At 72.4% G+C, this 25,786-nt stretch carries 18 protein-coding genes and 2 tRNA genes; 11 read left to right on the top strand and 9 right to left on the bottom strand.

Translation table 11 applies throughout. From position 1 onward, the window contains the following. Nucleotides 1-25: 25 nt before the first annotated feature. The 4 genes from OF852_RS02435 to OF852_RS02420 all read right to left on the bottom strand — a co-directional run bounded on the left by OF852_RS02435 (nucleotide 26) and on the right by OF852_RS02420 (nucleotide 4,850). Entirely contained in the window at nucleotides 26-3,307 is a 3,282-nt protein-coding gene (locus OF852_RS02435; RefSeq protein WP_271120225.1) for a cytosine permease, read from the bottom strand. 9 nt (nucleotides 3,308-3,316) lie between these two features. Further along, nucleotides 3,317-4,219, bottom strand: coding sequence for a DMT family transporter (locus OF852_RS02430; RefSeq protein WP_271120224.1), 903 nt, complete (start codon nucleotides 4,217-4,219; stop codon nucleotides 3,317-3,319). Between the two features lie 42 nt (nucleotides 4,220-4,261). Continuing rightward, nucleotides 4,262-4,334 (bottom strand) — tRNA-Val (locus tag OF852_RS02425). A 39-nt stretch (nucleotides 4,335-4,373) separates the two neighbouring features. Continuing rightward, nucleotides 4,374-4,850: a peroxiredoxin gene (locus OF852_RS02420; protein WP_271120223.1), complete on the bottom strand. Its 477-nt coding sequence runs from the start codon at nucleotides 4,848-4,850 to the stop codon at nucleotides 4,374-4,376. Nucleotides 4,851-5,069: 219 nt separating this feature from the next. Between OF852_RS02420 and aceE the strand changes: the two genes are divergently transcribed. The 7 genes from aceE (at nucleotide 5,070) to OF852_RS02385 (ending at nucleotide 13,911) form a co-directional block, all read left to right on the top strand. After that, nucleotides 5,070-7,796: a pyruvate dehydrogenase (acetyl-transferring), homodimeric type gene (gene aceE / locus OF852_RS02415; protein ID WP_271120222.1), complete on the top strand. Its 2,727-nt coding sequence runs from the start codon at nucleotides 5,070-5,072 to the stop codon at nucleotides 7,794-7,796. A gap of 6 nt (nucleotides 7,797-7,802) precedes the next feature. Then, complete coding sequence (locus OF852_RS02410; protein ID WP_271120221.1) at nucleotides 7,803-8,981, top strand: PucR family transcriptional regulator; 1,179 nt, start codon at nucleotides 7,803-7,805, stop codon at nucleotides 8,979-8,981. Nucleotides 8,982-9,092: 111 nt separating this feature from the next. Beyond that, on the top strand, nucleotides 9,093-10,289 hold the full coding sequence (locus OF852_RS02405; protein WP_271120220.1) for a glycosyl hydrolase family 18 protein: 1,197 nt from the start codon (nucleotides 9,093-9,095) through the stop codon (nucleotides 10,287-10,289). Between the two features lie 105 nt (nucleotides 10,290-10,394). After that, a complete protein-coding gene (locus OF852_RS02400) occupies nucleotides 10,395-11,327 on the top strand; it encodes an ACP S-malonyltransferase (protein ID WP_271120219.1) in 933 nt (310 codons plus the stop codon). Next, nucleotides 11,324-12,322, top strand: a complete 999-nt coding sequence (locus OF852_RS02395) for a beta-ketoacyl-ACP synthase III (protein WP_271120218.1) — start codon at nucleotides 11,324-11,326, stop codon at nucleotides 12,320-12,322. Before OF852_RS02400 ends, OF852_RS02395 begins: the two co-directional genes overlap by 4 nt. A 40-nt stretch (nucleotides 12,323-12,362) precedes the next feature. After that, complete coding sequence (locus OF852_RS02390; protein ID WP_271120217.1) at nucleotides 12,363-12,611, top strand: acyl carrier protein; 249 nt, start codon at nucleotides 12,363-12,365, stop codon at nucleotides 12,609-12,611. A gap of 58 nt (nucleotides 12,612-12,669) precedes the next feature. Beyond that, a complete protein-coding gene (locus OF852_RS02385) occupies nucleotides 12,670-13,911 on the top strand; it encodes a beta-ketoacyl-[acyl-carrier-protein] synthase family protein (protein ID WP_271120216.1) in 1,242 nt (413 codons plus the stop codon). Nucleotides 13,912-14,119: 208 nt separating this feature from the next. Here the strand turns inward: OF852_RS02385 and OF852_RS02380 are convergent, their stop codons facing one another. The 3 genes from OF852_RS02380 to OF852_RS02370 form a co-directional block, all read right to left on the bottom strand. Beyond that, nucleotides 14,120-14,623 (bottom strand): DUF3145 domain-containing protein, encoded by a 504-nt coding sequence (locus tag OF852_RS02380; protein ID WP_271120215.1) that lies wholly within the window; start codon nucleotides 14,621-14,623, stop codon nucleotides 14,120-14,122. A gap of 134 nt (nucleotides 14,624-14,757) precedes the next feature. Then, a complete protein-coding gene (locus OF852_RS02375; RefSeq protein ID WP_271120214.1) occupies nucleotides 14,758-16,434 on the bottom strand; it encodes a bifunctional 3'-5' exonuclease/DNA polymerase in 1,677 nt (558 codons plus the stop codon). A 478-nt stretch (nucleotides 16,435-16,912) separates the two neighbouring features. Then, on the bottom strand, nucleotides 16,913-17,752 hold the full coding sequence (locus OF852_RS02370; protein ID WP_271120213.1) for a DUF1684 domain-containing protein: 840 nt from the start codon (nucleotides 17,750-17,752) through the stop codon (nucleotides 16,913-16,915). 153 nt (nucleotides 17,753-17,905) lie between these two features. Between OF852_RS02370 and OF852_RS02365 the strand changes: the two genes are divergently transcribed. Continuing rightward, nucleotides 17,906-21,634: an SCO7613 C-terminal domain-containing membrane protein gene (locus tag OF852_RS02365; protein WP_271120212.1), complete on the top strand. Its 3,729-nt coding sequence runs from the start codon at nucleotides 17,906-17,908 to the stop codon at nucleotides 21,632-21,634. Nucleotides 21,635-21,667: 33 nt separating this feature from the next. On the opposite strand, the gene OF852_RS02360 is transcribed toward OF852_RS02365, so the two are convergent. Further along, nucleotides 21,668-22,018, bottom strand: coding sequence for a histone-like nucleoid-structuring protein Lsr2 (locus OF852_RS02360; protein WP_271120211.1), 351 nt, complete (start codon nucleotides 22,016-22,018; stop codon nucleotides 21,668-21,670). 456 nt (nucleotides 22,019-22,474) lie between these two features. On the opposite strand from OF852_RS02360, the gene OF852_RS02355 reads away from it, so the two are divergent. From OF852_RS02355 to OF852_RS02345, 3 genes are all read left to right on the top strand, one after another. Continuing rightward, a tRNA-Ile gene (locus tag OF852_RS02355) sits at nucleotides 22,475-22,551 on the top strand. Between the two features lie 16 nt (nucleotides 22,552-22,567). Continuing rightward, on the top strand, nucleotides 22,568-23,704 hold the full coding sequence (locus OF852_RS02350) for a ParA family protein (protein WP_271120210.1): 1,137 nt from the start codon (nucleotides 22,568-22,570) through the stop codon (nucleotides 23,702-23,704). Nucleotides 23,705-23,706: 2 nt separating this feature from the next. After that, nucleotides 23,707-24,291, top strand: coding sequence for a hypothetical protein (locus OF852_RS02345; protein ID WP_271120209.1), 585 nt, complete (start codon nucleotides 23,707-23,709; stop codon nucleotides 24,289-24,291). Nucleotides 24,292-24,564: 273 nt separating this feature from the next. Here the strand turns inward: OF852_RS02345 and OF852_RS02340 are convergent, their stop codons facing one another. Beyond that, nucleotides 24,565-25,764 carry a glycosyltransferase gene (locus OF852_RS02340; protein WP_271120208.1) on the bottom strand — a complete coding sequence of 400 codons (1,200 nt, stop codon included), beginning with the start codon at nucleotides 25,762-25,764 and terminating at the stop codon, nucleotides 24,565-24,567. Nucleotides 25,765-25,786 lie beyond the last annotated feature (22 nt).

Raw genomic sequence — 25,786 nt, 5'->3', positions numbered from 1 at the left:
TCGAGTCTAGGAGGGGGCGCCGCGATCAGGCGTGCGCCGCCTCCTGCTTCCGGATGACGGGGATCGCGACGACGAGCGGGATCAGCAGGCCGAGGACGAAGGCCGCGAGCACGCCGACGTCGCTCGCACCGAGCGCCGAGTCGAGCGGGATGCCGACCGCGGAGAGCAGGTAGCCCTGCCAGCCGAGCCCCGTGACGGTCGACGTCGTGAGCCCGAAGCCGACGCCGGCCGCGAGGAGGAGGCCGAGGAGGTTGCCGATCCGGATGGCCGGGTACACCCCGCCGCGTGCCGCGAGGGAGGGCGCGTGCAGGCGCCGGCGGATCGCGAGCTCCGAGCCGAGGATGCCGATCCACGCCGCCACCGGGACGGCGGTCGTCGTCGCCGCATCCCGCACGATGAGGACCGCGTCGAGCTGCAGGAGGAGGAGGGCCCCGGCGACCGCGGCCGCGAGCAGACCCGCGATCGCCGTCGTCACGGCCCGGTGGGCGCCGAGTCCGAGCGCCTGGAGCGCGAAGCCGCCCGAGTACACGGAGAGGATGGCGGCGGCGAGGAGGCCGAGGATCGCGGCCGCGAGGAGCGGGACGGGGTACCAGGAGGGCAGCAGTCCGGCGAGTGCCGTCAGCGGCGCGCTCGCGAGTCCCGCGGCCAGCTGCGCGTCGGAGGCGGCGAGGAGGGCGCCCCAGACGATCAGCGCGAGCGAGGGGATCGCGACGCCGAGACCGGTGAAGGCCGAGGTGCCGCCCGAGCCGGTGGCGGGCCGCTGGTACCGGGCCACGTCGCCCCCCGTGTGCGCCCAGGCGATGCCGAGCACGCTGAAGACGAGGACCGCGCCGCCGAGCACCAGGGTCCAGTCCCCGTAGGGCGTGCGGACCGCTGCGGCGAGGTCGATGCGGCCGGCGGTCAGGGCGATGATCCCGGCGACGAGCACGAGGCTCAGCACGCTGAGCACGAGCTGCACCTTCGAGAGGAGGCCGAAGCCCATGACGGCGACGAGGATCACGACGAGCGCGGCGCCGCCGAGCGCGGCATAGCCCCACAGCACGGCCTCGGTCGTCGAGACGAGCCCGGCCGTCTCGAGCACCTCGGGCACCGAGGAGGCCGCGAGCCAGAGGAGCGCACCGCCCCAGAAGGCGCGGGCGAGCACGGCGACGAGGGCGGGGACGGCGTTGCCGACGATGCCGAAGCTCGCGCGCGACACGACGAGGGTCGGCTGCCCGGTCGCGCGGCCCGCGACGGTGCTGAGGATGAGCGGGATCGTCGAGAGGGCGACGCCCGCGAGGATCGCGATGATCGCCTGGCTGATGCTGAGCCCGAGGCCGAGCACGACCGCACCGAGCGCGAGGCTCACGACGGAGGCGTTCGCCGCGAACCAGATCCAGAGCATCCGCACGGATCGGCCGGCGCGCTGCTCGAGTGCGGTCGGCTGGACTCCCGTCGACTCGACGCGGTGCGCCGGCGGATTCGAGGGCTCCACCAGGGGCGAGCGGTGCTCTCCCGTGGGCGTCGTCGCGACGGGGACCGGGAGGAGGGGCGGCTCCATCGGCGCCGTCGGCGGCGGGGCGGCCGCGGCCGCGGCGGCGGCCGCGACGCCGTCGACCGGCACGGCCGCGCGATCGGAGGGGTCGACGCTGTCGTCGTCCTCGTCGCGGTAGTCCGAGTCGGTGGCGCGCGAGGCGATGTCGGCGTCGGCGCCCGGTCCCGCATCCGAGGTGGGGACGGGAGGCGGCATCTCGGCCAGGCGGGACGCCGTCGCCGACGGCGGGGGCATGTCGGGGGCCGCGGGGCCGACGGGCGCGGGCAGCTCGCGCGGGTCCGCGAGCGCGGCAGCCGAGGACGAGACGGCGGCGGCACTCGGCGGAGCTGCCGCGGGCTCTGCGGCGGCGGCAGCCGCCGACGGGGGCTCGGCCTGCGCGAGCAGGGCCGAGAAGTCGAATGATCCGGTCGTCGGCGCCAGGGGGCGCGGCTCGTCGAGGATCTCGTCGCCGGAGATCGTCGCGCCGGCGGGGGCGCTCTGCGGCAGCGCCGGCTCCTCGGGCTCGACGAGGGGCGGCGGAGGCGGCGGTGCACCGCTCCAGGGCGCGGCCTCGACGGGCGGCGCCGCCGGCGTGCCGTAGGGACCGGGCTCGACGAGCGGCGGCGGCGGTGCTGATGCCGCGGTCGCCGCGTCGGCGGAGGTGACGTCCTGCCGGATGGTGAACGGCGCGGAGGCGAGCGCCTCGCGGAGCTCCTCGTCCGTCGGCTGCGCGACGGGCGCCGTGATCTCGACCGGCTCGATCACGAGGGCCGGCTGGGCCAGCGGGCTGCCGCCGACCGGCTCCGTCGCAGACGGCGTCCCCGGCGCGGCCTCGGGCGTGCTGTCGGCGAGCGCGGGATGCGGCGGCGTCGACGCGGCGTCCGGCGCCTCGGAGACCGCCTCGGTCTCGAAGCCGGGCGGGGGCGGGGCATCGGCGCCGCCGGCCGCCATCGACGGATCGGGGGGCGGCGCGAACGCGAGCTCGGGCGGCAGCCCGAGACGCGGCTCGACCTGGAGCGGCGGGGTCTCGGGGGCGGCGGCCTCGGGAGCCACGGCCTCCGGCGCGACGGCCTCCGGGGTCACGGCCTCGGACGCCTCCGCCGGGGTGCTGCGGAACCACGGCTCCCCCGCGACCTGCCCGCTGCCGTCGGGCGCCGAGGCGTGCGAGGCGTCGTCGACGCGCGGGACGGGCTGCTCCGCATCGTCGAGGGGCCTCTGCGCCGCCTCGCCGAGGTCCGGAGCCGGCTCGGCCGGCGCCGCCTCGCGCTCCGTCGAGATCGGCACCGCCGCCGCCTCGACGGGCGGCGCGGGCGGGACGGCCCAGGTGCTCGGAGCCGCCTCCGCGGCGTCGAGATCCCAGAACGCCGCGAGCGGGGATGCCGGGGGCGCGGTCGCCTCCTCGGGCGGGTCCGCGGCCGACGCCGCCTCGCTCGCCTCCCCCGCTGCGACGGCCGGCTCGCTCGCCCAGCTCGGCCACGAGACACCCGAGCGCCCGTCGGATGCCGGTGCGGGGTCGGGCGTCTCGGACGCCACCTCGGGCTGGGCGGGCTCGTCGACGGGAGCCGTCGCCGGCACGACATCGGGGGCGGCCGGAGAGCCGACCGCAGCGGCGAAGTCCTCGCCGCGCGCGTAGGCGGCCGCGACCTCGGGTGTGATCACCGGGATGAGGCCGGACGGCAGGTAGGACGCGGCGATGGCGTCCGCGAGCGCGTCGTCGTCGAGGTAGCCTCCGTCGTCGCCCGACGGCACCGCCTGCCCGGCGGGCATGCCGGCATCCCGATCGTCGTCGCTCACGGCGCGAGTCTATGAGGATGCCGGGAGTTTCCCGGCGCGACGTGCCGAGGCGAGGACGAGGAGCCCCGCGAGGACGAGCGCCATGCCGACCCAGCCGGGCGCCGTCAGCCGCTCCCCCACCACGAGGACGGCGAGCAGCGTCGCGACGACCGGCTCGAGCAGCGTCACGGTCGTCGCCGTGCTGCTGCGCACGGTGCGCAGCCCGATGCCGAACAGGACGTACGCGGCCGCCATCGGGCCGAGGACGAGGTAGGCGGTGATCCCGACGCTCTGCACCGACCCGAGGAGCGGCGCGCCGAGCGCCAGCAGCACGGGCAGCAGCACCAGCGCACCCGAGCCGAACATCGCGCCCATCACACCGCGGCTCGGCAGGCCGACGGCGATCGCGCGCGAGGACGCGTACGTGTAGAGGGCGTAGGAGGCGCCCGCCACCAGGCCGAGGCCGACCCCGAGCGGCACGGAGCCCGCACGCGCGCCGTCGACGTGCGCATGCCCGAAGACGGCGAGCAGCGCGACGCCGGCGAGCGCGAGCCCGGTCGAGAGCGCCCAGCGCACCGAGAGCCGGCGCCCCTCGAGCACCCGCTCGAGGACGGCCGCGAAGACGGGTCCCGAGCCCAGCGACACCACGTTGCCGATCGCGACCCCCGCCTCTGCCATCGAGGTGTAGAAGGCGAGCGGATACACGACGACGCCGATCGCGCCGATGAGCACCCAGCGGCGGGCGGGGCGCGAGGCCAGCACGTGCCGGACGAGCCGCGGCGCGGTCGCCGCGAGCAGGAGGCCCCCGAGCCCCATCGTCGCCGCACCCGTCGCGAGCGGGCTCACGCCGTCCGGCAGGAAGCTCGCGGCGGTCCCCGTCGTCCCCCAAAGCACGGCGGCCGCCGCGAGCGCGAGCATGCCGGCACGCTGCACGGCTCCTCCTCGCCTCGCTCCCCGCGGCGGGGAGGCGTCGAGTGGGCCCTGAGGGACTCGAACCCCCGGCATCCTCGGTGTAAACGAGGCGCTCTACCAGCTGAGCTAAGAGCCCGTCGCGCGTCGGCGCGGTCCGATCGTATCGGGCCCGGGCTCAGGCGACGGGAGCCGGCAGCACCTCGTCGAGCGCCGCGCGGTAGTCGGCGATCGAGCGCGGCTCGCCGGGCGCCGTGATGAAGGAGGCGCGGATGATGCCGTGCGCGTCGATCACGAAGGTCGCGCGGTTCGCGAAGCCCTTGTGCTCGAGGAAGACGCCGTACTCCTTGGCGACCTGCCCGTGCGGCCAGAAGTCGGCCAGAAGCGTGAAGTCGTAGCCCTCCTGCTCGGCCCAGGAGCGGAGCGAGGCCTTCGAGTCGACCGAGATGCCCAGGAGCTCGACCCCGTGCTGCTTGAAGAGCGCGAGGTTGTCGCGGAGTGCGCACAGCTCGCCCGTGCAGTTGCTCGAGAACGCCAGCGGGAAGAACACGAGCGCGACGGGGCGCTTCCCCCGGAAGTCGCTGAGCCGGACGTGCTCCCCGTACTGGTTGGGGAGGTCGAAGTCGGGTGCCTGGGTGTCGTTCTCCAGCGCCATGGTCCTGTGCGTTCCTTCCGCCTCCGGCGTTCCCGGCGGCACAGCGAGCGATGATACGCCTGGAGGCGGCGTTCTGCCGGTGGCGCTCCGCCATGTGCCGTGCGCGCCCGCGTGAGAACTAGAGTGGGAGCGGCGTGCGCCACACCCCCCGCGACTCCACCACGATGCACCGGGGCGCGCACGCGCCGAATCTGACTTTCGAACAGGAAGAGGTCAAGGGTGACGGTGCACGACCAGGATCCGTACTCGGTGAACCACATCGACCAGGATCCGGAGGAGACCTCCGAGTGGCGCGAATCGCTCGACGCGCTCGTCGAGCAGCACGGCCGCGGTCGCGGCCGCGAGATCATGCTCAGCCTGCTGAAGCGCTCGAAGGAGCTGCAGCTCGGCGTCCCGATGGTCCCGACGACGGACTACATCAACACGATCGCCTCCGAGAACGAGCCCGCCTTCCCGGGCGATGAGGACCTCGAGCGCCGCTACCGCGCCTGGATCCGGTGGAACGCGGCGATCACCGTGCACCGCGCGCAGCGCCCCGGCATCGCGGTCGGCGGCCACATCTCCACCTATGCCTCCTCCGCCGCCCTCTACGAGGTCGGCCACAACTGGTTCTTCCGCGGCAAGGACCACGCCTCGGGCGGCGACCAGATCTTCTACCAGGGTCACGCCTCCCCCGGCATGTACGCCCGCGCCTACCTCGAGGGGCGCCTCGGCGAGGCCGACCTCGACGGCTTCCGCCAGGAGAAGAGCCGCGCGCCGCACGCGCTCAGCTCCTACCCGCACCCGCGGCTCATGCCCGGGTTCTGGGAGTTCCCGACCGTCTCGATGGGTCTGGGCCCGATCAACGCGATCTACCAGGCGCAGTCCAACAAGTACCTCGCGAATCGCGGGATCCGGGATGCCGGCGAGCAGCAGGTGTGGGCCTTCCTCGGCGACGGCGAGATGGACGAGGTCGAGAGCCGCGGCGCCCTCCAGTGGGCGGCGAACGAGAAGCTCGACAACCTCAACTTCGTCATCAACTGCAACCTCCAGCGCCTCGACGGCCCGGTCCGCGGCAACGGCAAGATCATCCAGGAGCTCGAGAGCTTCTTCCGCGGCGCGGGCTGGAACGTCATCAAGGTGGTCTGGGGCCGTGAGTGGGACTCGCTCCTCGAGCGGGACGTCGACGGCGCGCTCGTGGACCTCATGAACCAGACGCCCGACGGCGACTACCAGACATACAAGGCCGAGAGCGGCGCGTACGTCCGCGAGAACTTCTTCGGCCGCGACGAGCGCACCCGCAAGCTCGTCGAGGACCTCAGCGACGAGCAGATCTGGAACCTCAAGCGCGGCGGCCACGACTACCGCAAGGTCTACGCCGCGTTCAAGGCGGCGACCGAGCACACGGGCCAGCCGACCGTCATCCTCGCGAAGACCGTCAAGGGCTACGGTCTCGGCCCCAGCTTCGAGGGCCGCAACGCGACCCACCAGATGAAGAAGCTCACGCTCGACAACCTCAAGCAGTTCCGCGACGAGATGCGCATCCCGATCACGGACGCGCAGCTCGAGGCGGACCCGTACCAGCCGCCCTACTACCACCCCGGTCCCGAGGACCCGGCGATCCAGTACCTGCAGGAGCGGCGCTACGAGCTCGGCGGCTACGTCCCCGAGCGCCGGACGAAGTACACGCAGTTCGAGCTCCCCGAGGCGAAGTCCTACGAGATCGTCAAGAAGGGCTCCGGCAAGCAGGAGATCGCGACGACGATGGCGTTCGCGCGCCTGCTCAAGGATCTGCTCCGCGCCCCCGGGCTCGGCCAGCGGATCGTGCCGATCATCCCCGACGAGGCGCGCACCTTCGGCATGGACGCCTACTTCCCGACGGCGAAGATCTACAACCCGAACGGCCAGCACTACACCTCGGTCGACCGCGAGCTGCTCCTCGCCTACAAGGAGAGCCCGCAGGGTCAGATCGTCCACGTCGGCATCAACGAGGCGGGGGCCTTCGCGGCCTTCACCGCGGCGGGCACGAGCTACGCGACGAACGGCGAGCCGCTCATCCCGGTCTACGTCTTCTACTCGATGTTCGGCTTCCAGCGCACGGGCGACGCCATGTGGGCGGCGGGAGACCAGATGGCGCGCGGCTTCATCATCGGCGCGACGGCCGGCCGCACGACGCTCACGGGCGAGGGCCTCCAGCACGCCGACGGCCACTCGCACGTGATCGCGGCGACGAACCCGGCGGTCGTGTCCTACGACCCGGCCTACGGCTACGAGATCGGCCACATCATGCGCGACGGCCTGGAGCGCATGTACGGCGGCAGCCACCCCGACCCGAACGTCATGTACTACCTCACGGTGTACAACGAGCCGATCGTGCAGCCGGCCGAGCCCGAGGACCTGGATGTCGACGGCGTCCTCCGCGGGATCTACCAGCTGAAGCGCTCCGAGCACCCGGGCCAGAAGGCGCAGCTGCTCGCCTCGGGCGTCGCGGTGCCGTGGGCGCTCGAGGCGCAGGAGCTCCTCGCGAGCGACTGGAACATCTCGGCGGATGTCTGGAGCGTCACCTCGTGGACGGAGCTGCGCCGCGACGGCCTCGCCGCCGACGAGCACAACCTCCTCAACCCGACGGCCGTGCCGCGCGTGCCGTACGTCACGCAGAAGCTCGCCGCCTCCGAGGGACCCGTCGTCGCGGTCAGCGACTACATGCACGCGCTGCCCGACCAGATCCGGCCGTTCGTGCCGGGCGACTACGCCACGCTCGGCGCCGACGGCTTCGGCTTCAGCGACACGCGCGCGGCGGCGCGCCGCTACTTCACGATCGACGGCCCGTCGATCGTGGTGCGGACGCTGCAGTCGCTCGCGCGTCGCGGCCAGATCGACGCCGGCCTCGTGGCCCAGGCGATCGAGAAGTACCGCCTGCACGACGTGACGGCCGGCACGACCGGCACGGCGGGCGGCGAGAGCTAGCCCGACGTGCCTGCGCGCTCCAAGGAGCAGACCCTCGCGCGGCTCCGGAACCTCTCCGGAGAGCTCGCGACGGCGACGCTCAAGCGGCTCGACGACACGCTGCCGTGGTACCGGGACATGCCCCCGGGCCGCCGCAGCGCCGTCGGGCTGGTCGCCCAGGCCGGCATTACCTCCTTCATCTCCTGGTTCGACGACCCGAAGGCGACGCCGTGGATCGCGGCGGACGTCTTCGGGGCGGCGCCGCGCGAGCTGCTCCGCTCGGTCAGCCTGCAGCAGACCCTGCAGCTGATCCGCGTCACGGTGGAGGTCGTCGAGCAGCGCGTCGGCCAGGACGAGACCCTGCGCGAGGCCATCCTGCTCTACTCGCGCGAGATCGCCTTCGCGGCGGCGGACGTGTACGCGCGCGCCGCGGAGGCACGCGGCCTCTGGGACGCGCGGCTGGAGGCGCTCGTCGTCGACTCGATCCTCACAGGAGAGTACGACAGCGAGCTCCCGAGCCGGATCGCGGCGCTCGGCTGGAACGGCCACGGCTCGGTGAGCGTGCTCGTCGGCACGGCGCCGCGCATGCTCGACGTCGATCAGCTGCGCCGGACGGCGCGCCACCTGGATGCGGATGTCCTCATCGGCGTGCAGGGCAGCCGGCTCGTGCTCGTGGTGGGCCGGGTGGATCCGCCCGAGGACGAGGAGGCGCGCGAGCCGCACAGCTTCCTCGCGATCGCGCAGCAGCTCGAGCCCGGCTTCGGGCCCGGTCATCTGGTGCTGGGCCATGAGGTCCCCTCGCTCGTGGATGCGGCGAAGAGCGCCCGCGGCGCACTCGCGGGATTCGCCGTGGCGCGGGCGTGGCGCAACGCCCCGCGGCCGACGCTCGCCGACGACCTCCTCCCGGAGCGCGCCCTCGCCGGGGACCCGCTCGCGCGCGCGACGCTCATCACCCGCATCTACTCGCCCTTGCAGGCGCACTCGAAGGAGCTCCTCACGACGCTGTGGTGCTACCTCGACAACGGCCGCTCGCTCGAGGCCACGGCGCGCGAGCTGTTCGTGCACCCGAACACCGTGCGCTACCGCCTGAAGCGCATCAGCGAGGTGATCGGCTGGGATGCGACGGGCGCGCGGGAGGCCCTGATCCTGCAGGCCGCGCTCATCGTGGGCTCGATCGCGGACACCGCGCCGCCGTCCGGCCGCTGAGTCCGAGCGGGCGCGTTCCCGCATCCGCGCACTATCGCCGGAAACGATTCCGGCGTATCCTCGCACCAACCCGAAGATGTACGGACTCCTTACAGAATCGGAAGGTGCACCATGTCCCACCACACCCGCTCACGAGGCGCGCTCGGCGTGCTCGCGGCGCTCGCGCTCGCGACCGGCGCCGTCGTCCTGGCGTCGCCGGGATCCCCGGCCGCCGCCGAGGTGCGCGAGCACACGATCACCGGCTTCTGGCAGAACTTCGACAACGGCGCCGAGGTCCTCCGCCTCGCCGACATCCCCGACGCCTACGGCATCGTCGCCGTCGCCTTCGCCGAGTCCGTGCCCTCGACACCCGGCGCGATCGACTTCGCCCTCGACCCCGACGTCTCGGCGCAGCTCGACTACGACGAGGCGGACTTCACCGCCGATGTCGCACGGCTGCAGGCTGAGGGCCGTCGGGTGGTCATCTCCGTCGGCGGCGAGAAGGGCTCCATCACTCTCCCCGACCAGTCCGCGGCCGACGCCTTCGCGAGCTCGACGCTCGCGCTCATGGACGAGTACGGCTTCGACGGCGTCGACATCGATCTCGAGAACGCGCCGAACCTGCAGTACATGACCAGCGCCCTGCGCCAGATCAGCGCGGCGGCGGGCGACGACCTCGTGCTCACGATGGCCCCCGAGACGATCTACGTGCAGCCCGGCGGCAGCTACCTGCAGCTCATCGACGAGGTGAGCGACATCATCACGGTCGTGAACACCCAGTACTACAACTCGGGCAGCATGCTCGGGCGGGACGGCAAGGCGTACTCCGCGGGCACGGTCGACTTCCAGACCGCGCTCGCCGACATCCTGCTCGACGGCCACCTCCGGCCCGATCAGGTCGGGCTCGGGCTCCCGGCCACCAGCCGCGCCGCCGGAAGCGGCTACGTCGACCCCGAGGTCGTCGGCGACGCGCTCGACTGCCTCGCGGCGGGCGTGAGATGCGGCAGCTACACGCCCGCGAGCACCTACCCCGCCATCCGCGGCGCCATGACGTGGTCGGTCAACTGGGACGCGACGAACGGGTACGACTTCGCCGAGACGGTCGGGGCGCGCCTCCAGACCCTCGGCGAGGGCGGATCTCCCGATCCCGACCCCACCGAGGACCCCGACCCCGCGGGATGCGAGGGCACGAGCGCCTGGAGCTCCGGCGCCGTCTACACGGGCGGCAGCGAGGCGAGCCACGACGGGGCGCTGTGGCGCGCCAGGTGGTGGACGCAGGGCGAGACGCCGGGCGGCGCCGACGTCTGGGAGCGCCTCGGCGACTGCTGACGCGGGCGCGCGGGGCGGCGCCGTTGTGGACTTCCGCCAATGTCCCGGCCGGATCTTCGTGGTCCCGGTTGCGCCGCCCGGCCTCCGTGTTGGCAGACTGGTGTCGTGAGCGTCGTCATCGTCGCGCCCGGACAGGGCTCGCAGACCCCCGGATTCCTGACCCCCTGGCTCGAGGACCCCGCCTTCGCGGACCACCTCGGCGAGCTGTCGGAGGCCGCCGGCCTCGACCTCGCGGCCCACGGCACGACGTCGGACGCCGACACGATCCGCGACACCGCCATCGCGCAGCCGCTCATCGTCGCCGCCGGCCTCGCGACCCTCCGCGCGCTGCTCGGGGATGCGGCCGAGGCGAGGCGGGCCGGCCTCGCGGGCATCGCGGGCCACTCGGTCGGCGAGCTGACCGCCGCCGCCGGCGCCGGCATCCTCGCCGAGGGCGACGCCATGCGGCTCGTGCGCGAGCGCGGCACGGCCATGGCCGCCGCCGCCGCGGAGGTCGCGACCGGGATGAGCGCCGTGATCGGCGCCGACGAGGCCGAGCTCCTCAACGCGCTCGCGCAGCTCGGCCTCGAGCCCGCGAACTTCAACGGCGGCGGCCAGATCGTCGTCGCCGGCGAGCTGCCCGCCCTGGAGGCGCTCAGAGAGCGACCGCCGGCGGGTGCGCGCGTCATCCCGCTCCAGGTCGCGGGCGCCTTCCACACGCGCTTCATGCGCGGCGCCGTCGAGCACCTCCGCCGCGTCGCGGCCGAGCTCCCGGCGGCCGACCCGACGGTCTGCATCTGGACCAACCGCGACGGCTCGACGGTCGCCGGCGGCGCCGACTTCGTCGAGCTGCTCGTCGGCCAGGTCGCCTCGCCCGTCCGCTGGGACCGCACCATGGCCTCCTTCGCCGAGGCCGGGGTCACCGGCATCATCGAGCTCGCCCCCGCCGGGGCGCTCACCGGCCTCGCCAAGCGCGGCCTCAAGGGCGTGCCGACCGCCGCCGTCAAGACCCCGGACGACCTCGCGGCCGCCCGCGACCTCCTGGATGGAGCCGCATGACCGCCCTCAAGCAGGCCACCGGCCCGCAGTACACCCGCATCCTCGCCCTCGGCGCCGCCCGCGGCGACCTCGTCGTGACGAACGACGAGCTCGTCGAGGCGATCGACTCGAGCGACGAGTGGATCCGCCAGCGCACCGGCATCGTCACGCGCCGACGCGCGAGCAAGGGCCTCGACGCGATCGATCTCGCCGAGACCGCCTCGCGGGAGGCGATCGAGCGGGCCGGGATCGATCCCGGCGAGATCGGCGCCGTGCTCGTCTCCACGATCAGCAACGTCGCCGTCACGCCGTCCATGTCGGCCCTCCTCGCCGATCGCGTCGGCGCGAACCCGGCCGCCGCCTACGACATCGGCGCCGCGTGCGCCGGCTACACCTACGCCATCGCGCAGGCCGACGCCCTGATCCGCGCGGGCGCCGCCCGCTACGTGCTCGTCGTCGGCGCCGAGAAGCTCTCGCAGTACGTGCACCCCGAGGACCGATCCATCTCCTTCCTCCTCGGCGACGGCGCGGGCGCGGCGATCGTCGGCCCCGCGGAGGAGGCCGGCATCTCCGGCAGCGTCTGGGGCTCGGACGGCTCCAAGTGGGATGCGGTCGGCATGAACGCGACGTTCGAGGAGTACCTCGACAAGATCAAGCCCTGGCCGACCATGCGCCAGGACGGCCAGACCGTCTTCCGCTGGGCCGTCTGGGAGATGGCGAAGGTCGCGAAGCAGGCGCTCGAGGTCGCGGGCATCGAGCCCGGGGACCTCGCCGCCTTCGTCCCGCACCAGGCCAACATGCGCATCATCGACCAGCTCGCGAAGGAGCTGGGCCTCCCCGAGCACGTCGCGATCGGCCGCGACATCGAGACCACCGGCAACACCTCGGCCGCCTCGATCCCCCTCGCCACGCACCGCCTCCTCGAGGAGCACCCCGAGCTCTCCGGCGGCCTCGCCCTCCAGATCGGCTTCGGCGCGGGCCTCGTCTTCGGGGCCCAGGTCGTGCGCCTGCCCTAAGCTTGTCCCCGGTCATCCGACACCCCAAGGAGTAAACACAATGGCACTGTCCAACGACGAGGTCCTCGCCGGCCTCGCTGAGCTCGTCAACGACGAGACCGGCATCGCGACCGACACCGTCCAGCTCGACAAGTCCTTCACGGACGACCTCGACATCGACTCCATCTCGATGATGACCATCGTCGTCAACGCCGAGGAGAAGTTCGACGTCAAGATCCCCGACGAGGAGGTCAAGAACCTCAAGACCGTCGGCGACGCGGTGACCTACATCACCAACGCCCAGGCGTAGTCCTGACCGGGCGGGGGCCGACGCCCCCGCCCGTCTTCATCCCCAGGGAGTCCTGCACATGACCAAAAAGATCGTCGTCACCGGCATCGGCGCCTCCTCGCCCCTCGGCGGCACGGCCCCCGAGAGCTGGGCCGGGCTGCTCGCCGGAGAATCCGGCACGAGCACCATCGAGCAGGACTGGGTCGCCCAGCACGAGCTCCCCGTCACCTTCGCCGCGCAGGCGCGGGTGCGCCCCGAGGAGGTGCTCGCCCGCCCCGAGGTGAAGCGCCTCGACCCCTCGGCGCAGTTCGCCCTCGTCTCCGCCCGCGAGGCCTGGGAGGACGCGGGCGCCCCCGACGTGGACCCGATCCGGCTCGGCGTCGACTACGCGACCGGCATCGGCGGCCTCTGGACGCTGCTGGACGCCTGGGACACCCTGCGCGAGAAGGGTCCGCGACGGGTCCTCCCCATGACGGTCCCGATGCTCATGCCCAACGCCGCAGCGGCCGCCGTGAGCATGAACCTCAACGCGCGGGCCTTCGCGCGCACCGACGTCTCGGCCTGCGCCTCGAGCACCGAGTCGATCTCGAACGCCTACGATCACCTGCAGCAGGGGCTCGCCGACATCGTCGTCGCGGGCGGCGCGGAGTCGTGCATCCACCCGCTCCCCCTCGCCGCCTTCGCCTCCATGCAGGCGCTCTCGAAGCGCAACGACGAGCCGGCCACGGCATCCCGTCCCTACGACGTGACCCGCGACGGCTTCGTGATGGGCGAGGGCGCGGCATCGATCGTCATGGAGACCGAGGAGCACGCGCTCGCCCGCGGCGCCCGCATCTACGCCGAGATCGCCGGCGGCGGCGTGACGAGCGACTCGTACCACATCACCGCCCCCGACCCCGAGGGGCTCGGCGCCTCGCGGGCGGTCGTCGCCGCCCTCGAGCAGGCGGGCGCCCGCGCCGAGGACGTCACCCACATCAACGCGCACGCGACGAGCACGCCGGTCGGCGACATCGCCGAGTACAAGGCGCTGCTCTCGGTGCTCGGCGATCGGGTCCGCGACATCCCCGTCTCCGCGACGAAGGCGGCCACCGGCCACCTCCTCGGCGGCACGGGGGCGCTCGAGGCGATCTTCTCGATCCTCGCGATCCGCGACCGCGTCGCCCCGCCGACGATCAACGTCACCGAGCAGGACCCCGAGATCCCGCTCCGCATCTCGGGCGAGGCGCAGCCGCTCGGCGACGGACCGCAGCTCGTGCTCAGCAACTCCTTCGGCTTCGGCGGCCACAACGCCGTCGTCGCGATCCGCAGCTACGAGGGCTGAGCGCCCCGAGCCATGCGCTGTGGGCGCGCGCGGCACCGGGCGGCGCGCGCACCGAGCGATCAGGCGCGCGGCCGCTCCGAGCGGCGACTCAGCTCCGGCCCGCGATCGCGCGGTTGCGGAGCTCGCGCTGGAGGAGCCAGGCGCCCGCGCTGGCTCGACGGCGCGACCAGCGGCCGAAGGGCAGGCGCCTCAGGATCGTCGTCATCGCTCAGCCCACCTTGTGCAGCCAGACGACCGGGGAGTCCTCGGTCGCGTACCGGAACGGCTCGAGCTCGTCGTCCCACGCCTGGCCGAGCGCGAGGCGGAGCTCGCGATGCAGCTCGAACGCGTCCGAGCCGGCGAGCTCCATCGCCGAGCGGACCCGATCCTCCGGGATCACCGTGTTGCCCGCGGTGTCCGTCTGGGCGTGGAAGATCCCGAGATCGGGGGTGTGCATCCAGCGGCCGCCGTCGGTGCCGAGCCCGGCATCCTCCGTGACCTCGTAGCGGAGGTGCTCCCAGCCGCGGAGCGCCGACGCGATGACCGCACCGAGGCCGCGCTCGCCCTGCCAGAAGAAGGCCGCCCGCTGGGCGCCGTCGAGCACGGGCTGCTCTCGCCAGTCGAAGCTGACGGCATGCCCGAGAGCGCGACCCGCCGCCCATTCGACATGGGGGCAGAGCGCGCGAGGTGCGGAGTGAATCAGGATCACTCCGCGCGCAACCGTTGCAACCACTTTCCACTCCGTTCCTCAGATGCGACTTCCCCATCGATCTGCGGTGCGGAGAACCAGTGGCTCCGGGACCAGTATGCCCCGTGATCCCGCGGAATCACAACACTGTCATTCCTGGGAGTTCCGGGCGTGTCGCCTTACTTCGCGTCGGCGTAGCGGTCGACGACCGCCACCTGGACCGGGAATTCGACGCCCGCGGCCGGGAAGAGCATGCGGCCCGCCTGCGCCGCCGAGACGCGCATCGCCTCCGCGACCTCCTCGGCGAGCTCCTCGGGCGCGTGCACGATGAGCTCGTCGTGGAGGAAGAAGACCAGGTGCGGGCGCCGCGCGAAGGGCTCGACCGCACCGGCCGGCGCCTCCCGCTCCCCCATCGACCACAGCCGCGAGCGCAACGCGCCCATCCAGCACATCGCCCACTCCGCGGCCGTGCCCTGGACGACGAAGTTGCGGGTGAAGCGACCCCAGGAGCGGGCGTCCTGCTGCGCGCGACGGCGCTCCGCATCCGTCCGCGTCTCGTCGTAGGCGGCCGGGCCGTCGGCCGCGCCCTCGCCGCGGCGGGGCGAGGTCCGCCCGAGCCAGGTCCGCACGCGGCGGTCCTGCTCGCCGTCGCGCGCCGCCCGTTCGACGAGCCCCATCGCCGCGGGGAAGGCGCGCGTGAGGCGCGGGAGCACGCGCGCACTCGCTCCCGTCGTACCGCCGTAGATCGCGCCGAGCATGCCGTACTTCGCCTCCTGCCGATCGGCGACGGCGCCGCTGCGCACGATGCCCTCGTACATGTCCACCGCCTGACCCGCCCGAGCCATCGCGGCATCCCCCGACATCGCCGCGAGCACGCGCGGCTCCAGCTGCGCGGCATCGGCGACCACGAGCTTCCAGCCGGGATCGGGCACGACCGCGCCGCGGATGCTGTGCGGCAGCTGCAGCGCGCCGCCGCCGTCGCTCGCCCAGCGACCCGTCACGACGCCGCCGACGACGTAGACCGGGCGGAAGCGGCCGTCATGGACCCACTCGTCGAGCCAGTGCCAGCCGTTCGCAGTGAGCATGCGGTGCAGCTTCTTGTATTCGAGCAGCGGCGCGACGACGGGATGGCGCTGCTCCTGCAGCTCCCAGCGGCTCGTGCTCTGCACGCCCAGGCCGGCGACCTGCAGCGCCTTGAGCAGCGCGGGTGCCGAGTCCGGGTTCAGCCCGGGCGCGCCGAGCTCGTCGCGGATCCGCTGCGCGAGCGCCTCCATGCGGTCAGGCCGACTGCCCCCATCACGGCTGCCGAGGAGGTCCTCGAGGATCGCGCGGTGGCGCTCCGCGCTCCAGGGCAGGCCGGCATGCGACATCTCGGCCGCGACGAGCGAGCCGACGCTCTCCGCTGCGAGGAGGAGGGCGAGCACGCCCGGCTCGCGGCTCGCCGCGACCGCGGCGCGCTGCCGAGCCAGCTCGGCGACCGCATCCCCCGGCGGCGCCCCGCGCTCGAGCTCGAACAGCCCGCCGCCCTGAGCGGCGGGCGGCGGCGGGGCATCCCAGGCATCGCGCGGGAGCGTCGCGATCGGCGTCCCGGCCGCCCCCTCCGCGAGTCGGAGGATGCGGCGGCAGAGCCGCAGGTCGAGCGCGCGGTCCACGCGGACGCCGGCCGCGAGCAGCGGCGGATACCAGCCGGCCGTGTCGCTCCACACCCACCGAGGGGACTCCTCGGCCTCCGTCTCGGCGACGAGCTCGGGGAGCTCGTCCCGGTCGAGCTCGAGCTCCTCCGCGGGAGTGCCCGCGTCGTCGCACCACACCGCGCGGACGGCGCCGGCATCGAGCGACTCGAGGACCACATGCACGTCTCCATCCTCGCGTGCGCCGCCGACACCGCGCGACGCCGCCGCATCCCGTGCGGAGGACGGCCGCCTGCCGCCCCGCCCCGCCCCGACGCGGTCAGCCGCGTCAGCCGTGCGAGCACGTCGGCCGCACCAGTCGCGTCACCCGCGTCGGAAACTCAGGAGTCGACGCCGCATCCCGCGTCGCCTCCGGACCGCCCGACTCCCAGTCGCCGGACTCTCCTGAGTTTCCGACGCATCCACACCGGCCGCTCGATTCCGGCATCCGTCACGCCGCCGCGAGTCGCGTCGGAAACGCAGGAGTCGTCGCCGGCTCTCGCGCCGCTGCGGAACCGCGGCGCGTCATGCGCCCGGACTCTCCTGAGTTTCCGACGGACGCGCCGTGGGAGAGCGGCACGGGGATGCGTGCGGCGAGGCGCTCGCGAGGGATCCCGGCCGCCGGGCCGGCCCGCCCGATCGAGCGGGCCTCGAGCAGCCGGCGCTAGTGCAGGAGCGCGCCCTCGCGGTCGAGCACGTTCTTCTCGCCCGCGCGGATCGGCACGCCGAAGCGGTTCTGCTTGGGCGGCATCGGGCAGTTGAAGGCGTAGCTGAAGGCGCAGGGCGGGAGCACCGCCGTGTTGAAGTCGAGCACGACCTTGCCGTCGGCGCGCGGGGCGACGAAGAGGAAGCGGCCGACGCTGTAGGTCTCCTCGCCGCTCGTCGCGTCAGCGAAGACGATCTGGATCGCGCGGCCCGACTTGAAGCCCGCGAGGTCGTAGTCGACGCCGTCCTTCGTGAACGTGATGGAGCCGGGGATGACCTCCTCGCGCTCGGCGCCCTCGTCCTTGATGTGCTGGAAGCCGAGGGTCGTGCCCTCGGGATTCGGGGCGAAGTCCGCCACGACGACCCAGGAGGCGTCGTAGTCGTAGGCGTCGATGCCGCCGAAGCGCTGAATGGCCTCCGACTGGCTGTCCCAGACGCGGAGCGCGTAGCTTCCGCCCTCCTGCGCGATGACGGTGCCGATCGTGTGCTCGTCGAAGACGATCGACGAGGGCGATGCGTCGTCCTTGCCGCGCACCGTCACGGTGCCGTCGACGAGCTCGCCGTCGACGCGGAGGCCATCCGCTGCGGTGGCGGTCACAGTGAGGCCGGACCCGCCGTCCTCCCTCGGAGCCCAGGTGCCCGCCACCCCCCAGACCGGCTGGGCGGAGTCGACCCACTGCGTGTTGACGAGCGCGAGCGAGCCCATGGGCTGCACGACCGACTCGGCGCGGCGGGAGCGGAAGGTCGCGAGCCGCTCCTCCGGGGTGGGAGCGGGCGCGGGGGCGTCGGCGTCGGTCATGGCATCCATCCTGTCGCGGGCCACCGACGCAACCACGACGACACGGCGGCTATTCCCGCCCCGTCCCTCCTCAACAGGGGCCGGCGTCGGAGGCCGTCCACCATCACGGAGTTTCGATCGGGTTCGACGGGATGGCGTCCCTAGACTCCGACCATGACCCGAGCCCCGAGGGATTGGAGCGAGGGCGTCGCCGACGCGCTCCTCGCCACAGCCACCTGCCCCAGATGCGCCGCGATGCTCGTGACGACGGGCCCGTGCGGGCGATGCGGCGCCGTCCTCGGCGGCCCCGAGGGCGTCGCGGTGTGGGAGGCGTCGCAGCGCGCGGCCGCAGCGGTGCTGGAGCGGCGGCGGCTGATCGGCGAGCTTCCGACGGCTCCGCTCGCACCGCCGACGACCGTGCCGCGGGCACCCGCCGCCGCGAGCGCGGCCCCGGCACCCGGCGCCGGCATCCCGGCGGCGGTCCCGGCTCCGAACGCACTCCCGCAGCGCGAATCGCAGATCAGCGTGCAGTCCGTCCTCGCGGTCGCGGGCGCCGGGCTCTTCGCCGTCGCCGCCTTCGTCTTCACCTTCCTCAACCCCGACCTCACCGACATCGCGGTGCGGACGACGATCATCGGCGCCATCTCGGTGCTGTTCCTCCTCGGCGCCTGGCAGCTCCACCGTCGCGGGCTGACGTTCTCCGCCGAGGCCATCGGGGCGCTGGGGCTCGTCTTCGTGGCCCTCGACATCCGCGCCTTCGCCGACCTCGGCTCGACGGCGGAGCTCGGCTGCCTCTATGCCGCGATCGGCACCGCCTTCGCCGGCACCGCGATGCTCGCGATCACCTGGCTCGTCCGACTCCGCACCTGGCTCTGGCTCTCGCTGCTGGGGCTCGCATCCGTGCCGGCCATGCTCGGCTATGCGAGCGGCGAGACCTTCGGCGCGGTCGTCGGCCACCTCGGCGCCATCGCCGCGGCACTCGCGGCGCAGCGCGCGCTGCCCGTCCTCGAGGCGCGGTTCGAGCGCTCCCTCCGCGCCGACACCGTGACCCTGACGGTCGTGCACGCGGTGCTCGTGGTGGTCGTCGTCATCCAGCTCGTCGCCCTCGACACGACCCCGGCCTGGGTCCGGGTGCTCGGCGCCGCGGCCGTCCTCACCGCACTCGCGGCCTCCGCCGTCCTCGCCACGGCCCACCGCATCCCCGCCGTCTGGAGCGCGGCCGCCGGCGTGCTCGCCACCGCGGCACTCGCGATCCTGCCGGTCTCGCTCCCCGACCCGAGGCCGGAGCTGCTCGCGCTGCTCATGCCCTGCGCCGCCGCCCTCGCGGTGCTCCTGCTGGGCCTCGCGCCTCGGGCGATGCGGGTGCGAGCCGCCGCGCTCGACGGCGGCGCGCTGGCCGTGGCCGGGCTCGTGGCGATCCCCTCGGCGACGATCGCGCTCGGCTGCCTCCTGCTCCCCCTCGGCGACCTCCTCTCCGCGGGATCCGGACACGATCCGCTCCTCGACCCCGCGTGGGTCCCGCGTGACGACGTGCTGCTGCCGCTCCTCGGCGCCCTCGGCGCCATCGCAGCGCTCGCGGGATCCTCCTGGGCCGCCTGGCGCCGCGAGCGGCGCGACCCCTCCCTGCGCATCGGCGCAGCCATCGTGCTCGCGGTCGTCCTCCTCCACGCCCTCCTCGCCTGGCTGCCGCTGCCGCGCATCGTGGTCATCCCCCTCGTCCTCCTACTCGCCGCCGGCTCCGCGGCGACCGCGATCCGCCTGACGACGAACGGGCGCCCGCTGCGGATCCGGGTCGCGCTCGCGACCACCGCGCAGACGCTGCTCGTCCTCGCGGCCATCCAGAGCTGGATCGACCGCTGGCTCGGCGTCGCGACCGCGGCGGGCATCCTGCTCGTGCTCGTCCTCGCGACCCGCGCGCTGCCGCGGGTCATGCGCCCGACCTGGCTCGCGCTGGGCTACGCCTACGGGCTCGCGGCACTCGGCGTCGCGCTCGACCTGCTGGGCCTCGACCCCGAGGTCGTGCTCGCCCTCGTGACCGCGGCGGGCGCCGTCGTCGCGCTCGTCGCGACCGCGATCCCCGCCGTCCGCGCACGCTCCTGGTGGGCGATCCTGCTCGTGACCGGGATCCCCTTCCTGCTCGGCATCGTGTCCGTGCTCATCGAGCGCAGCGGATGGACGGCCCTCTCGACCGGCCTCGTCTTCCTGCTGGCGCTGACCCTGCTCCTCACGCGGAGGTCCGGGCTGACGGTCGTCGTGCGCGCCCTCGCGGCATCGATCCTCGTGCCCTCGCTCGCCGTCGTCGTCATCAGCCTCGGCGCCCAGCTCCTCGCGACGAGCGCGTCGCCGGTCACGCTGCCGGTCATCGGCGTGCTCGTCGCGGCCGCGCTCCCCTCGACCCGGGCGCTCGGCGCGCTGCTCGCGAGACGCGGCCACGGCTCCCGGAGCTCGCGCGCCGCCGCACTCGCGGTCGAGCTGAGCACGCTCCTCACGGCGGGGCTCGCGCTCGTCCTCGCGCTCGCCCGCGAGGCGGCCGGGCTCACCACGGCTTGCATCGTCCTCATCCTCATCGGGATCGGCGCGGCGGCCGCACGGCTGTCCGCCGGGAGACGGTACGGATGGTGGCTCGCCACCGCCGCCTGGACGGGTGCGCTGTGGTGCGTCTGGGCGCTCGCCGGGGTCGACATCCTCGAGCCGTACATCCTCCCGCCCGCGCTCGCGGCCGCGACGATCGGCGCCATCGCCGTCGCGCGCCGCGGTGTCGGCGTCGCCCTCGCGACGAGCGGGCTCGCCTCGGCGATCCTGCCGAGCCTCGTCGTGCACGCCGTCGTCGGCAGCGGCACAGGCTCGGTGCTGCCGTGGCGGGCGATCGGACTGGGAGCGGCCGCCGTCCTGCTGCTGGCGGCCGCGCTCGCGATCCGCGGCGAGGGCGCCGGTCGGCGTCTCGTCGCGATGCGGGTGCCGCTCCTCGCCTTCGCCGGCCTCACGGCGGGGTCCGCGCCGCTCCTCGGGATCCGCTGGGGTCTCGGGCTCGACACGATCGCCGGGGTCGCGCCCGCGCTCGTTATCCTGCCGGTTCTCGGGACCTCGCTCGCCGCCGCGCTCCTCGGACTCGTCGTCGCGCACCACCTCGTGCGGTCGGTGCGCCGCCATGAGCCGGGGGCCGCCCGACTTCGCCCGGTGCTCGAGGCCCGACTGCTCTGGCTGCCCGTCGCGCTCTACGCCGTAGTCGCGCCATGGACGGCGATCCGTCGCGACTGGACCCCGATCTGGCTCACGTGGGCGCTCATGGTGATGCTGCTCGTCGGCATGGTCGCCATCGCGATCCGCGACCGCCGGAGCCCCACCAGCCTCCCCGCTGCGGCGTGGATCTACCCGCTCGCCTGGATCACGGGCGTCGTCGGCTGGAGCCAACGCGACCTGCGCGTCGAATGGTTCTCGCTCCCGCTCGGACTCGCGGTGCTGGCACTCGGGATCGTCGCACTGACGAGACGCGACCGCATCCGGGAGGTCGCTCGGCCGCGCCTGCTCGACTGGCCATTCGGCTACCGCGGGTCGTGGCGTGTGCTCGGACCCGGCATCGTCCTCACGATGCTCCCCTCGGTGCTCGCGACCGGGACCGATCCGCAGACCTGGCGCGCGGTCCTCGTCATCGCGCTCGCCCTGCTGGCGATCCTCGTCGGGTCGAGCCGACGCCTGGCCGCCCCCTTCGTGCTCGGCCTCGTCGTGCTCCCGATCGAGAACGTCATCGTCTTCGCGGTGCAGATCGGCCGGAGCATCGGCGCGCTCCCCTGGTGGATCACGCTCGCGACGGCCGGCGCCGTGCTCCTCGCGATCGCGGTCGGCTCGGAGCGGCGGACCGCGAGCGGCACGGGCGTCGCGGCACGACTCCGGGAGCTGGAGTAGCCCCCTCCGGGCTCGACCGGCGGCCGCTCGCGCTCAGTGCGAGGCGTCGAACTCGTCGATGACCGACTGCTTGATGCGACCCCGCGACGGCAGCTCGATGCCGCGTCCGGCAGCCCAGACGCGGATCGCCGCGAGCTTCTCCGGCGAGGTGCGACCCGACCCGCCTCCCGAGGACCCCGACTTGCGGCCGCCCGAGGACGCGCCCGTCCGGACCGCCACCTCGATGAACGGCTCGAGCGCCTTCTCGAGCGCCGCGCGGTTCGCCGAGCCGAGGTCGATCCGGTACTGCGCGCCGTCGAGGGAGAACGTCGTCGGCGAGGTGCCCGCGGGGAGCTCCTCCCCGTCGAGATCGTCGATGAGGATGACCGTGGTCTTCGTCGCCATGAGGCGAGACTATCGCGATCTCGGAATAGACGGAGACCATTTCGAAAATGAGACCGGGAAATCGGGAAATCGATATCGGGAAAACAATGCAGAGAATGCAATCGGTAGGGCGGACGGGACTTGAACCCGCGACCGATGGATTATGAGTCACACCCGAACCCTCAGTCGCGGACGCGGGAGTCAATGAATTGCTGGCCTCATCTGGCCTTCGCCCGAAGTCGCCTCCTCGTACGACCTCGTCCGACGTCGTGGCGTTGGATGCACAATAGGATGCACAAGCGGCCGCGCGGCAGAGTCGCGGAGCATCCTCCGTTCACCCGACTCTGGTGGTTTCCTCAGCGCGCGATTGCGGCCGACGTCTTCGGTTCGGATGCACCACACGGTCAGTCGCGATCGGTCCTCGCGACAGAATCTCACGTAACCGTGAGCCGGCAATCGGCTAGATTCGACTCACCTGGGGCGATAGCTCAGCTGGTTAGAGCAAGGCACTCATAATGCTTCGGTCGCGGGTTCAAGTCCCGCTCGCCCCACCACGAGGAGATGCAATCCGTGAGCTTCAAGATCATCTCGGTGTTCAACCACAAGGGCGGCGTGTCGAAGACCACGACCACGTTCAACCTGGCATGGATGCTAGCCAGGCAGGGCAAGCGGGTGGTGATGGTCGACGCCGATCCGCAGTGCAATCTGACCGGAGTTGTTCTTGGGCTGAATCCCGAGTGGCCGGAGGACGATCTTGCCCTCGATCTGCCGGATGACGAAGAGTCGAGCGAGTTCGCGGCAACTCAAGACCGCGCTGCGAACTTCTGGGAAGAGAACTTCGAGCGAACCCTGTTCGGCGCTCTCAAACCAGCATTCGACTCCGAACCGCGGCTCCTCGAAGCCGTCGATTGTGTTGAGGTCGAGGGGCGCCCCGGGCTGTACCTGCTCCCCGGGCATCTGCGCCTTGGAGAGTACGAAGTCTCCCTAGGAATCGCACAGGAGCTCGCGGGGTCGATCTCTTCGCTGCGAAACCTTCCTGGGGCCGTTCACTATCTACTCACTCAAACCGCCGAGGAGCTCCAGGCGGACTACGTGATCATCGACATGAGTCCTAGCCTGGGCGCACTCAATCAGAATCTCGTCTCCATCAGCGACCTACTGATTGTTCCGACGTCTCCCGACTTCTTCTCCATCATGGCGTTGCAGTCTCTGTCGCAGGTGTTGCCGCGATGGGCGCGCTGGGCCGCGGCCGCGAGTGAGAACGAAATCTTGCGTGACGCGTCCTATCCGTTCCCTCCGCTCCGGCTAAAGCTTGGCGGGATTGTCATTCAGCGATACCGCCTCTACCGGTCTGCGACTGACGACAACCCCTACGGGACGCCGACGAGCCCGTTCCGTGCCTGGATCGACCGGGTCCGAGACGCGGCACATACGCAGTTCATCCCAGCCTTGAGAGACGCCGGCCTCACGCTTGCGCCCGAGACTTACGGTGAAGCCGGAATGGACGAGGGCCTAGTGCTGGCTCAGGTCCAAGAGTTCAACAGCCTCCTGCCCAAGTCACAAGATCATCACGTGCCGGTCTTCGAGCTCACCGCCGAGCAGCTTGATCAGGTGGGAGTCGTGCTCGAAGGTTCACAGGCTCAGATCGAAAGCCTCGATCGGATCTTCGACTCGATGGCGACCCGAGTTACGAGCCTCCTGGACTAGTCGTGCCCACGACGCTGGCGATGGACATCTTTCGTCGACTGATGACCCAAGTGGATGAAGTCGAGAGTGCCGCAGCTGAGGCCGATCTCCGAGGCGCCATTGCAGGACCCATTCTTCGCAGAAGTGGCTACGTCTTGACGGTCGCGGCACTGGACTCGTACTTCCACGAGCGTGGAATCGAGATGCTGGCCACTTACGCCCGCAGCGGGACGACCCCCTCAGTGACCGTGGCGAACTACGTTGGCAGCGTGGCAGCAACCGTGTTGGCTGGCCCGACGGCCGAGTCACACGTGCGACTGCGGCTTTCCTTCAAGACTCTGGTAGCACCGGACAAGATCGACAGCATGATCATTGCGTCCGGACGCGATCCAGGTCCGGTATGGATGAACGTCGCGATGGACGTGGCAAGCCGTCCCGATCGCCTCCGACGGTTGAGCGAGCTGGTCTTTGATCGCAGGAATCAGATCGCGCACGAGGCGGATTGGGACGTCGGGCGGCTCGACTTCCGCCCCATGTACAAGTCAACACTGGACGAGTGCCGCGAGCACGTGACAACCATCGTTGAGGGATTCGAAACTCACCTTTGAATTGACCGAGCCTCGCATGACGTGCCCGACTCGGCCAGCTGAAAGGCGGCAGATCGGCCTCTCCTTCACGCGAAAAAACCATCGGTTACGGAGGCGAAATCCTTGGATGCACCATTGGATGCACTACCCGCTGCAAGAGCCCCAAATTCTGGGCGAGCAAGGCAACACGCGACGGATTATGAGTCCACTGCTCTGACCAGCTGAGCTACCGCCCCGCGCGCCGGAGCGCGGCAGCACCACGATATCCCGCCGCCTGAGACGACCGCGGAACGATCACTCGCCGGGCGGCGTGTCCCCGCGGTAGAGCGCCTCGAAGGTGTCGAGGGTGCGGTTGATGTCGTGCGCCGTCACGAGCTCGAGGCTCGCGCGCTGCATCCGCTCGCGCTCCTCCGGCGCCGCACGCATGACCTGCGTCAGGCGCGCCGCGAAGCCCTCGATGTCGCCCGGCTGGAAGAGGTAGCCGTTCTCGCCGTCGTGCACCAGGTGCGGGAGCGCCATCGCGTCGGCCGCGACCACGGGGAGGCCCGAGGCCATGGCCTCCATGGTGGCGATGCTCTGCAGCTCGGCACGGGAGGGCATCGCGAACACGGTCGCCGCCGTCAGCGTCGCGCGGAGCTCCTCGTCGCTCACCTTGCCGGCGAGGCGCACGCGGTCCTCGACGCCGAGCTGCTTCGCGAGCGCCGCGATCTTGTGGCGCTGGTCGCCGTCGCCGATGAGCGTCACCTGCGCGTCGAGCTCGGGGTCGAGCAGCGCGATCGCCCGGACGAGGTCGTCGAGGTGCTTCTCCTCGTCGAGGCGCCCGACGAACACGATCCGGTTCGCGGAGCGCGGCGTGAGGTCGGGCGTGTAGTTGCGCATGTCGATGCCGCAGGAGATCGCCCGCACCCCGCGCAGACCCGTGTTCTTCTCGAAGTAGTCGGCGGCCCGCCGCGTCGGGGTCGTGACGGCATCCGCCTGACGGAAGACCCGCTCGGCGGCGCGCCACTGGATGCGGATGAGCCCGCGGAGCATCGGCTTGGGCATGATCTGCACGTGCTGCACGATGTTCTCGGGCATGGTGTGGTTCGTCCCGACGAGCCGGATGCCGCGGCGGCGCGCACCCCAGGCGAGGCCGATCCCCGTCACGATGTGGGACTGGAAGTGCACCGCATCCGGCTTCACCTCGTCGATGACGCGCGCGGCGTTCGCCTTGATGCGCCACGGGAGCGCGAAGCGAAGCCACTCGTGGAAGAGCCACTTCCAGCTGTAGAGGCGGTGCACCGTCATGGGCTCGCCCTGGTGCTCCTCCACGCGCGCCCCGACGAAGCCGTCGGCGGCGCCGGGCGCGAGGACGTGCACCTCGTGCCCGCGCTCGACGAGCCCGGCCGCGAGGCGGGCCGTGAAGACGGCCGCGCCGTTCATGTCGGGCGGGAAGGTGTCGCATCCGATGAGGATGCGCAGCGGTCGGGAGGCGGGGGTCGACCCGTCGGTCACAGCTCTCGTGCCCCTTGGATTC

The sequence above is a fragment of the Homoserinibacter sp. YIM 151385 genome (assembly GCF_027912415.1).
In the GTDB taxonomy this organism is placed as follows: domain Bacteria; phylum Actinomycetota; class Actinomycetes; order Actinomycetales; family Microbacteriaceae; genus Schumannella.
Note: the sequence above shows the minus strand (reverse complement) of the source record. Positions and strands in the feature narration are given on the sequence as shown.